Genomic DNA, 9,847 nt, shown 5'->3' with positions numbered 1-9,847 from the left:
CATCAACATCCCCATTGGGACTCAAATAAAAACTGGAAGAGTGGCTTAAATAATCTCCGTATACTTCTTATTCCTTTGATATGCTTTAACGTAATTCTCTATTGGTTAGAGGTCTTTCCTATCCCTCACTTATCTTTGGGGCTCCCACGATTAATTTCCTTGATTAATCGTGCTTGTCTTGCTCTCTTTCCTCTCTCTCTTGACCCTGATTTCTTATTTTCCTCTGCCTAGAGTGACAAAAGAGGGGTAACTCCCCGCTAACGCACCCTACCTGGAAAGCTACCCGGTAAGCGATCGCCCATTTTCCCAGAAGGCGATCGCTTTTGGGGGGCGATCGCTTTTGGGGAGGCGGTAGGCGCGAGAATCGACCCTCCTCCCCAAAGCCCGATCGCCCTCAAAACCCTTATAATACTAATATAGATATGCCTGAACAATTGATAGGCATTTAAAAAAAGGAGATAACAGTGATGCAAATTACATTAAGTCAAGAACAAACGCAAGTCCTGGAACGATTAGTACAGCAAGGTCGGTATCCTTCATTAGAAACTGCTATAAATACCGCATTAATACTTCTCACCGATGAAATTGCATACAACGAATCAACAGAAAATCCAGAATACTTAGCTTGGCTGGCACAAACGCGCCAGAAAATAGAGGAAGGATTAGAACAGTCAAAACGCGGAGAGTCCTTGGATGGAGAAGCAGTCATTGCCCGATTGAGAGAAAAAGTTAAATTAGCTTCATAGGTACAGGCATGAACCGTTTTTTAATCACGGTTGCTGCCAGTAGGGATTTAGAGGAAATTTCTACTTACTTTATGGAAAAAAATGTCGAAGCTGGAGAGCGTTTTGTGGAGGGCTTTAATAAAAAATGTCAGCAGTTAGCCCGGTTTCCCTATTTGGGACGTTCTTACTCTCAGTTTAGTCAGAATTTACGTGGGAGTCCGTTAATGGGTTATATTATTTTTTATCAGATAATTGAAGACGGCATTGAAATTGTGCGCGTGATTAGCGGTTATCGAAATTTGTCGGATATTTTTCAGGCATAGGTAGGGTGCGTTAGTCGGGGATAAATTTTGAACTTAATCAGTCAATTAAAAAGCCCGACGTAACGCACCGAAATCGCCAATATTGTGGTGCGTTACGCGGGGAATCAAGTTTACTTGACTTCGGCAACCGTTAACTCCCCGCTAACACACCCTACCGAATCGCTTTTTTGTGGGGGCGATCGCGATTTTAGCGTTACAATAAATCATCGCTAATGCAATTGGAGTTGTCCACTATGCCAGAAATGACCATAAAAGACGTGGAAAGAATTGAGTCAATTCTCAGCGAAGCTGACTTTGACTGTCAACTGGAACTAGAAGCAGGTAAGATTACTGTTATGGGGCCATCAGATATCATCTCTAGCGAAGTCTCCCTCGAATTCGCTAGTCAACTTCGTAATTGGGTAAAACCGCGCCGTCTCGGTCGCGTATTTGACTCCGCAGGTGGATTTATTTTGCCTGGGGGCGACCTGAAAGCACCAGATGTTTCTTTTGTTTTGCGAGATCGCCTCCCTCGCAGCGTTCGATATTTTGGGACTCTTGTCCCGGACTTAGTAGTAGAAGTTAAATCACAAAGCGATCGCCTTGCCAAATTGCGCCAAAAAATTAAAATGTTTCTCGACCAAGGAGTGAAAATTGGCATTTTAATTGACCCAGACGAATTAACTGTGACTCTGTATCGCCCCAATCAAAAACCCATTTTGTTGACAAACGGAGAAACTCTTACCATTCCTGAATTGCTTCCGGGCTGGGAATTACAAATTTCTGAATTGTGGCCGCCAGTGTTTGAGGAAGATGAAGATTATCCTAATCAAGAGTAGCTGAAGATTGGGTCAAAGCCCAATATATCATTACATTTAAACCCATCGCTTTTTTGGTGGTAGGGCGCTTTTTTAGTGGGCGATCGCCAAATAGGTCAAAACAGGTATAATTAACAAAACCCAACACAATCTCACAATGGCAAAACTACCGGTAGCAAATTATCAAAAATATTTACCAGGTGACTCGCCCTTCTAATTTTCTTAATAAACTTGGCCCTACCCCTCGAACTCGATCTAAATCTTCTAGGGAGGTAAAGGGTTGTTGTTGACGGAAAGCAATTATCCGTTGGGCTAGGGTTGCTCCAATTCCGGGTAAGGCTTCTAATTCTTCTGGGGTGGCGGTATTCAAATTGACGAGTTTGCCGCGAATGGGGTGGTCGGTTTGGGCTTCAATTTGGGGGCAGTCTTGATTTTGACGGGCGATTTGGTCAGCGATGCGCTCTGGAAGGGTGAGGTTGGCGCTGCGATACAGGCGTTGAAATTCGCGGTCAAAATGGGCGGCAACGGTAGGATTGGTGAAAATCAGGACGGTTTCATCATTTTTATGATTAGCAGCTACTGACCAATTTTGGGAGCCGGTAATGATGGTTTTTTGGTCGATGAGGGCGAATTTGTGGTGCAGTTTGTCACCGATCGCTAATTTCGGTGTGCCGACGGTATCAATTTTAGCTCTCCACGGTCGGTTGTCGGGTTCAGTTTTGCATTGACGGGCGATCGCCAGTCCCAACATATCCAAGGCTTCGCTATAGTATCGATAGGCAAACACCGGATCGATCAACGCCCGCACCTGAACCCCATTTTGATGCTGAATGTGCAGAATATTGGCTAAAGGTTGCTCAGAAAACACATACAAAGCTAAATCCACGGTTTCTTGAGCCGTTTTCAAGGTGTTACCGATCAAACCATTGGCGCTATTTGTCCATAACTCGGAGGGAGAAGTGGGAGAAAACTGAACGGAAACCGGTGTATTACCAACCACCACACTTTCAGGCGGGCGTAAGGGTTTTTGCAGTCCAAATTGAGGACGGTTAGCTCCAGAATTCCCCTCTCCCCACATCAGATTAAATTCTTGGGTAAATTGCTGGGCAAGTTCGCGACTTTGTATCGTCAGCAAATGATTGGCATTGCCGCGACTCTCTGGATTGTAGAAATCGCCATGAATGCCACTGGTCGTAAAATTAGCGGAAGAAACGATCGAGCGCTGGTTATCAATCACCACAAATTTGTGATGCATTAACCCACTGCCTTGGGACCCATCTGCCGTATCATCAATGACCGGAATTTTGGCATTATGCAGGATAACCAGGGCATCTCTTTGGTTGATTTCATCCTCAGAGAGTTGACCATCTTGGTTAATATCGGCGAGTTTGACAAATTCCCGATAGCGATTTTGATCGTCAGGATCTAATTGGGCAATTTCACCCGGTGTAAAATTGCTCCAAGGTCGAGAATAAGTATTTTCTAAGATTACCCTGATTTTTACGCCAGCTTTGGCTTGAGTGGCGAGTGCTTGGGCAAGTTGGGGAAGACGAAACTCTTGAACAGCGATATCAATGCTGGTTTGAGCTTGATTAATTTCCTCAATGATAACCGCTTCTAAATTGTCCCCTAAGCGAGTAATTTCACGATAAGGTTCTGTATAACTGGAGGCTTCAGAAGCATTAAAATAAACTTGAATCAATGGGTCTTGAGGTAGAGGCTCAATTGCGGTCAATTCTGGAGTTTTGGGTTTACATCCTGTGAAGAGGAGACTTAACAGGACTAGGAGTATTGTGTAGGGGCTGGTTTGGTAGGGGCTGGTTTGAAACCAGCCCCTACAGGATATATGTTTCTTATTTAGAACTATATTTTGCCACCAGTTCCTCAAGGAGAGTTTGCTCATAGAGTTCAAAGGGTTGATGAATCCAGGGATTATTGGTCAGATAATCGATATAATAATCCGGCACAAGAGTGGAGCAGGATTTATACCATAATACCGCCGTGCGGATCTCATGGAGGCGATCGCCTTCCGATTCCCCTTCCTGTTCTCGGTAATTCTGTAACCAAGCGATACTTTCTTGCAGCGAAATCCCGGAATCGGCCAAATCATCAACCAACAAAATCCGAGACCCCAAATGCTCAGTAGTCATACTTAAATGACGAGAAAACTGAATTTGACCCCGTGTCTGATAATCCGGGCCCGTGTATGATGAAGCAGAAAGAATCGCTAAGGGTTTCCGATATAATCGACAGAGAATATCTCCAACGCGCAAACCACCCTTGGCAATACAGACAATTTGATTAAATTCCCAACCTGATTGATAAATTTGGGCTGCCAATTGTTCAATCTTCTGGTGGTATTCTGACCAAGAAACAAATAAATCAGACATCACAGATATAAGGGAAGGGCATCAAGGGAGCATCATAGAATATTTAGCTCCAGGGGCAACCAAGTCCTATGGAAACCCAATTATCCCATACTATTAGCATACCGTACCTATGACCTCTGAAGCCTCGCGATCGCCATCACCCCTAACCTGGTTAAACAAATTTTCCTATGGCCTGGGAGATTTAGGGCCAGCCATTACCGCCAATCTCTTGGTGTTTATCTTTTTACCCTTCCTAACGGATGTCGCCGGTCTCAGTCCAGGTTTAGCCGGTCAGGTGTTAATGATTGGTAAAATTTGGGACGCAATTAACGATCCAGTCATTGGCTTTTTAAGCGATCGCACCCAATCTCGATGGGGAAGACGACATGCTTGGATGATCTGGGGCGCAATTCCCTTTGGTCTCTTTTTCTTCCTCTGTTGGGTTGTCCCTCCCTTCGGCGAATGGGGAACCTTTTGGTACTACGTGGTAATCAGCATCTTCTTTAATCTGGGCTACACCATGGTCAACTTGCCCTATGTGGCCCTCACGGCCGAACTCACCCCAGATTACAATGAACGCACCACCCTCAATGGCTTTCGCTTCACTTTCTCCATTGGCGGCAGTATCTTCTCCTTAATCCTAGGATTAGTTTTATCCTTACTGATTCCAGACCCCAAACTGCAACATTTGGTACTGGCTGGTCTAGCCACCGTATTATCGATTATTCCCCTCTATTTATCCATTTGGGGCACTCGCCAACCCGTCAAACGCATAGAACGAGAGAGACAACTCACCCATACTGAAGAATCGATTCCCCTGGTCGATCAAATCAAGATTGCCTTTACCAATGGGCCCTTCCTATTCGTGATGGGAATTTATTTATCCTCCTGGTTAGCCATCCAAGTTACAGCTACAGTGCTTAAATATTATGTCGTCAGTTGGATGGGATTACCCGATTCTCTCTTTTTCATGGCTGCTTTGGCCGTACAAGGAACTGCCCTAGTGATGCTCTCTGTGTGGAGTAAAGTCAGTTATCGGTTAGGCAAAAAAGCCGTTTACTATCTCGGTGCTGGGTTTTGGCTGATTACGGAGTTGGGGTTATTTCTGCTGCAACCCGGTCAAGTTGGCTTAATGTTCTTGTTATGTATTATTGCTGGATTTGGGGTGTCTGTGGGTTATTTAATTCCCTGGTCAATGCTCCCCGATGCGATCGATCTTGATGAACTGAAAACCGGTCAACGTCGAGAGGGAATTTTCTATTCCTTTATGTTGGTCTTACAAAAAATGGGTCTGGCCCTGGGTTTAGCCTTAGTGGGCCAGATTTTAGGGTGGTCGGGATATCAATCGGCGATCGCCGGATCAACCGCTCCTATCCAACCCGATTCGGCACTATTGGCCATTCGTTTATGTATTACCCTGCTTCCCATTTGCTGTGTGGTACTCGGCGCAGTTTTAGCGTACTTCTATCCCATTACCCAGACTGTTCATCAAGAAATTCTCCTCAAACTGGAACAGAATCGAATGAACAACAGGAAAAACAGAGGATAAAAGTATCGGGTAGGGTGGGCAGGATCTGCTTGTATAGGCTACTAGCTTAAGCGCTAAGGAGCCGTTGGACTTGAATCTCGATATCCTTAAAAGCAGTGGGGGATAGGGTTCCGGTGGTTAGGATTGTTTCTGTGGCATAGTCCCCATTTTGGGGCTGAGTGTAAACCTGGAGTTGACCATCTTGGAGATTGACAACCCAGTATTCCGGGATTCCTGATTCAGCGTATAGTTGTTTTTTAGTCGTTGTATCTTGAGTCAGGGTGGTGTTGGCAAATTCAATAATCCAAAAGATATCCCCAGGATAGGGATGGTGTTCCAGGTAGACTCGTCCCAAAGGTTTAACAATGGCCAGATCGGGAACCGGTTCTGAGTCATTGGTAAGGGTAATGGGGTGCGCTTCACGGATTTTGACATGGTTACCCAACAGACTCCGCAGATAGTCCCCAACTTCGCTGTTGTAGTAAGCGTGGGGTTCTCCCTCTGGTGGCATAACGATTAGTTTTCCGCGTATCAGTTCCAGATTTTGGTCGTTGAATATCCCAGCGCGGATGGCGTGGTGATAATTGGCGATCGCCCATCGATAAGGTGTGGCAGTCATAGTTCAATTAAAAATTGTCATGTCCGCGAAGCGGAAACGCCAAGATTACCGGGACGGCTGGGATTGCTTCATTCCGCTTCACTCCACTCGCAATGACATATTATAACTGAGTCTAACGGACTTGATATGAAAGGGAGAGGACATTTCCCGTTGCACAATTTACGATGATTTGCCTTTTAATTGTTAATTGTTAATTGTTAATTGTTAATTGCTCTAACTACCTGAATCTGGCAAACCGATCAGCCAGATCGGAGTCGATCGCCACTTCGTAGTCTGAGAAGCATCGAGGTACGTTCTGATCTTCCTTTTTGATCACAGATACCGCGCTATTAATGTCCCGTCGTGGGATATCTCCTAACTTACTCTCATGGGTGAACACCATTAATCCTTGGCAGTCCAAACGCTTACTACTAGAGTCTGAGTTTTCCCAGCAGTTCAACAAAGCTTCCCAGAATAACTCTAGATCTGCTGAGGTTACGGCATCACTGGCCCGGTTCGGATTATAGGAAATTTCAGCCCGGTACAACCCATAGGGAATAATTTCTTTAGTTCCCATGGTTTTATTATCCTTGCCTTCTTTGCCATCCGTGGCAGCGCATCGAGTCAGGGTAACAGTCATGGGTTCAATGGGATCGACAGAAGACCCAAACCCAACTTGAACGGGCCCCCAGACTTGCCCTGCATTCATGCCAGTGGATAAAACAGCGCCAAACATGCGAATATCCCAGTATTGCTGTTGCATCCAGGCTTGTACTTGAGCTTGTTGTTCTGGGTTTCCGGCCTTGGAGACCTTAATCGTTAGGGCATCATAACCCGCTTTGATGGCATCATTGAGGATTGCCCCTTGGGTAACAAAGATCTTGTAGCCTTCTTCACCCTGCTTTTTATCTAAAACATAATTGCGGATTTTGCGTTTAATGGCCGCATCAGTGACCAATCCATGTTGGGTGGTAATATCCATACGGGGTGCGTTTAGAGCATCTGGATCGCCGTTAGGATTACTGTTGGTGCAATCAAACAATACAATTGCATCGTGGCGCTTGGTTGGGTCGTTTTGTTTAGTCATTTGATTTTTCTCCCGATTCAGGTTTCTTGGTGAAATACTCTGCTTTTTGTTTCCACCATCCCTCACAAAATGCGGTTTGCTCATCCAGGTTAAATTGAATTTTTTGCAGTTCAGAAGATGAGGGCATTCCTTTGAATAGTGGCGTGAGTAAGCGCTCTTCTCTGTGAGATTTTCCGGACTTCAAATGAATATCTAGGAGCCGGTAAAGTCGAGGGAAAACGGTGCGAGGCGATCGCATCAAAGACCCAAAAGCCTTAGATGCCGAAGTGTCTTCTGTTCCCCTAACTGCAACTTCAGCGCGATGCATCAAAAAGGCAATTCTGCCGTAGCGTTCGGCAATTTCATGTTGTTCCATGGCTGCTCCTTTACAGATAATCTTGAGCGCGATCGCCTGAGTTTGTGAAATATCCCCTGACTTGGCGATCCTCTCAAGTAGTCGAATTTTTACCGACTGACTTATGGGTTTGCCGGTGAAGATGTAGTCTAAAAATTCACGGGTGATTTGAGCTTTAACGACCTCAATTCCTTTACCAGGGGGCAAGCAAGTGCTGACGATTTTCCACAAAGCGTAAATCTTAGGATGCTGGGTATGGGCGGTGACATCTAAGTGAATCTGCTGATACTCTCGAATAGAATTGATGATGCGATCGGCTTTTTCTGTGCCATAGGAGGTAATCGCCACACGAGCGCCCATCCCTCGAACGGCCATCAGGTGATAGTCCTGGTCGGCAACATCCGAAACCTTGAGCCGATCGCCCGTAGCGTTAACCAAAATCCCTTGATAACGGTCTTCTCTGGGATCGATTTCCTCGATATCTTCAGCCAGATTGAGATCGAGGCCATCCCCCAAGTTTGACCAAAAGAAGTAGGTCAGATTGCCCATCTTAAAGGAATGGTTGTCACTGAGAATCAACCATTGCATGGCTTGAGTTAAGGCGATCGCTCTCGGTAATCCGATGGGGGCGTTGTGGCAGCCTTCCCATCCCCAGGACTGGAAGGCTGCCTTATCAAATGAGGTTAGCTTCACCCCTGCCCCATCTGTGCCCGCAATTCCCTTATTCTTATAGGGCAAAATTCGGCAAATATCATCCTGTTGTCCCGTGAGGAGGCAAGTGCCTTGGGTAGTCTGTTGGGCCGATAACCAGCGCTGTTGCCACCACTGCTGAATGGTCGCGGACTCGCAGAGGCGATCGCCTTTATACCGAAAATCCACCCACTTTTCTAGATTCATCCGGTCTTTGTTGTTGGCCTCCTGGTAGATCTCACCCATCCAATCTCCTAGGTTTTCCAGGTACTCCAGAGCCAGCCGTATTTCTTTATCTCCAGTCTGTTGGATAAACTGCTCGATGAGGTCAATCCATAGCTGGTGTTTCTTCTCAGCCTTGTCTTTGTCTTTGGGAAAAAACGGCAGCACATATTCAGCCCGGTCAACCAACAACGCGGGTTTAGCCCCATTGCGCTCTAGGTGAGGGACAGGTAATCGGATCGGATCAACGATCTTAGGCGGCAATTGGGGAGCATCTAAGTCAACAATGATCGTCACTTCTTGGATGGCGTATCCTTTGGGGGGCAGCAGTTCCAGGGTATTGAGCCGTTCGCCCAAAGCGGTTAACTGATTGAACATTGGATTACCCCTTGCTCGGCTATGGCGTGGAACATGACGGGTTCCACGTCTCCCTTGACGATGTTCCCTTTCTCTTTCCAGGTGACTTTGCCCTTGGGATTGGGAATATAGTTGAGGTGGTGTAGCACCAGGCCGAAGTCCATCGTGCCATCGTAGGTGTAATGGGGTTTTTCTTCTCCGGTGGGATGGGAAAAATCGGCTGTACACTCGCGAGTCCCGGCGTAAACTCCAGAGAAGGATTGCCCCTTGTCAACCCGGCGATTCAATTGGGCAATGTATTTGATCGGATCGTCTGCCAGGATATCGAAATCGGCAATAAAACAGAGATCTTTTAGGTATCGGTGCGATCGCTGGGTGCGATCTCTCTCAATATCAATGCGATTTTGCCGAAATGCCTTGCTCTTCACCATGTTTCTCATCACGCTGCTATACTGAATCGGATTGATCATGATGATTTGGTTGATCCGATATCGCATTTCAGGTTTCCACATAATCGAGGAGAGCATCCCGGCGATCGCGCTAGGGGGTGGAATTGGGTACGATACCGCTTCCACCTTGAGTTCAGGGCGAGTGAAGATCGCCCGACTTGCCGTGAATTTGAGTTTCATGTTTCAATCTTTCTGAAACACTAAGCAACTACCATGATAACTGAAATTAGGGCCGTTTCAATCCACAGAAAGATGAAAGTCTTTCTGAAACACCAGGAGGGGGAGGGGGAGCAGCTTGCGAATGTATGGTTTCAATCCACAGAAAGATGAAAGTCTTTCTGAAACAATACCCCACTCCCTCTTGAGAC

General features: G+C 46.1%; 11 protein-coding genes. 4 read left to right on the top strand and 7 right to left on the bottom strand.

Annotated features, from left to right (window positions below; genetic code table 11):
- Nucleotides 1-257: 257 nt before the first annotated feature.
- Nucleotides 258-398, bottom strand: coding sequence for a hypothetical protein (locus tag PJF56_RS19840; protein WP_283764447.1), 141 nt, complete (start codon nucleotides 396-398; stop codon nucleotides 258-260).
- Nucleotides 399-467: 69 nt separating this feature from the next.
- Between PJF56_RS19840 and PJF56_RS19835 the strand changes: the two genes are divergently transcribed.
- From PJF56_RS19835 to PJF56_RS19825, 3 genes are all read left to right on the top strand, one after another.
- Complete coding sequence (locus PJF56_RS19835; protein WP_283764446.1) at nucleotides 468-746, top strand: ribbon-helix-helix domain-containing protein; 279 nt, start codon at nucleotides 468-470, stop codon at nucleotides 744-746.
- An 8-nt stretch (nucleotides 747-754) separates the two neighbouring features.
- Nucleotides 755-1,048, top strand: coding sequence for a type II toxin-antitoxin system RelE/ParE family toxin (locus PJF56_RS19830; RefSeq protein ID WP_283764445.1), 294 nt, complete (start codon nucleotides 755-757; stop codon nucleotides 1,046-1,048).
- A 233-nt stretch (nucleotides 1,049-1,281) separates the two neighbouring features.
- Complete coding sequence (locus PJF56_RS19825) at nucleotides 1,282-1,866, top strand: Uma2 family endonuclease (protein ID WP_347179592.1); 585 nt, start codon at nucleotides 1,282-1,284, stop codon at nucleotides 1,864-1,866.
- Nucleotides 1,867-2,038: 172 nt separating this feature from the next.
- Here PJF56_RS19825 and PJF56_RS19820 read toward each other — a convergent pair whose 3' ends face one another.
- Both PJF56_RS19820 and PJF56_RS19815 read right to left on the bottom strand, forming a co-directional pair.
- Complete coding sequence (locus tag PJF56_RS19820; RefSeq protein WP_283764443.1) at nucleotides 2,039-3,580, bottom strand: phospholipase D-like domain-containing protein; 1,542 nt, start codon at nucleotides 3,578-3,580, stop codon at nucleotides 2,039-2,041.
- A gap of 118 nt (nucleotides 3,581-3,698) precedes the next feature.
- Nucleotides 3,699-4,235: a phosphoribosyltransferase gene (locus tag PJF56_RS19815; RefSeq protein WP_283764442.1), complete on the bottom strand. Its 537-nt coding sequence runs from the start codon at nucleotides 4,233-4,235 to the stop codon at nucleotides 3,699-3,701.
- Between the two features lie 109 nt (nucleotides 4,236-4,344).
- Here PJF56_RS19815 and PJF56_RS19810 point away from each other — a divergent pair, with 109 nt between their 5' ends.
- The gene (locus PJF56_RS19810) at nucleotides 4,345-5,763 is read left to right on the top strand and encodes an MFS transporter (RefSeq protein ID WP_283764441.1); all 1,419 of its coding nucleotides are present in this window, start codon (nucleotides 4,345-4,347) and stop codon (nucleotides 5,761-5,763) included.
- Nucleotides 5,764-5,809: 46 nt separating this feature from the next.
- Here PJF56_RS19810 and PJF56_RS19805 read toward each other — a convergent pair whose 3' ends face one another.
- From PJF56_RS19805 to cas5c, 4 genes are all read right to left on the bottom strand, one after another.
- On the bottom strand, nucleotides 5,810-6,361 hold the full coding sequence (locus PJF56_RS19805; protein ID WP_283764440.1) for a Uma2 family endonuclease: 552 nt from the start codon (nucleotides 6,359-6,361) through the stop codon (nucleotides 5,810-5,812).
- Between the two features lie 217 nt (nucleotides 6,362-6,578).
- On the bottom strand, nucleotides 6,579-7,427 hold the full coding sequence (gene cas7c, locus PJF56_RS19800; protein WP_283764439.1) for a type I-C CRISPR-associated protein Cas7/Csd2: 849 nt from the start codon (nucleotides 7,425-7,427) through the stop codon (nucleotides 6,579-6,581).
- Nucleotides 7,420-9,051, bottom strand: coding sequence for a type I-C CRISPR-associated protein Cas8c/Csd1 (locus tag PJF56_RS19795; protein ID WP_283764438.1), 1,632 nt, complete (start codon nucleotides 9,049-9,051; stop codon nucleotides 7,420-7,422). The genes cas7c and PJF56_RS19795 overlap by 8 nt, the downstream gene beginning before the upstream one ends.
- Nucleotides 9,036-9,659, bottom strand: a complete 624-nt coding sequence (gene cas5c, locus PJF56_RS19790; RefSeq protein WP_283764437.1) for a type I-C CRISPR-associated protein Cas5c — start codon at nucleotides 9,657-9,659, stop codon at nucleotides 9,036-9,038. Before cas5c ends, PJF56_RS19795 begins: the two co-directional genes overlap by 16 nt.
- Between the last annotated feature and the right edge of the window lie 188 nt (nucleotides 9,660-9,847).

The organism is Roseofilum halophilum BLCC-M91 (genome assembly GCF_030068445.1).
Classification (GTDB): domain Bacteria; phylum Cyanobacteriota; class Cyanobacteriia; order Cyanobacteriales; family Desertifilaceae; genus Roseofilum; species Roseofilum halophilum.
This window is presented reverse-complemented; position numbering and strand designations above follow the sequence as displayed.

Coding starts and splice junctions, on each gene's coding strand:
- PJF56_RS19835 (WP_283764446.1), top strand. CDS start 468: ATGCAAATTACATTAAGTCAAGAACAAACGCAAGTCCTGGAACGATTA.
- PJF56_RS19830 (WP_283764445.1), top strand. CDS start 755: ATGAACCGTTTTTTAATCACGGTTGCTGCCAGTAGGGATTTAGAGGAA.
- PJF56_RS19825 (WP_347179592.1), top strand. CDS start 1,282: ATGCCAGAAATGACCATAAAAGACGTGGAAAGAATTGAGTCAATTCTC.
- PJF56_RS19815 (WP_283764442.1), bottom strand. CDS start 4,235: ATGTCTGATTTATTTGTTTCTTGGTCAGAATACCACCAGAAGATTGAA.
- PJF56_RS19810 (WP_283764441.1), top strand. CDS start 4,345: ATGACCTCTGAAGCCTCGCGATCGCCATCACCCCTAACCTGGTTAAAC.
- PJF56_RS19805 (WP_283764440.1), bottom strand. CDS start 6,361: ATGACTGCCACACCTTATCGATGGGCGATCGCCAATTATCACCACGCC.
- cas7c (WP_283764439.1), bottom strand. CDS start 7,427: ATGACTAAACAAAACGACCCAACCAAGCGCCACGATGCAATTGTATTG.
- PJF56_RS19795 (WP_283764438.1), bottom strand. CDS start 9,051: ATGTTCAATCAGTTAACCGCTTTGGGCGAACGGCTCAATACCCTGGAA.
- cas5c (WP_283764437.1), bottom strand. CDS start 9,659: ATGAAACTCAAATTCACGGCAAGTCGGGCGATCTTCACTCGCCCTGAA.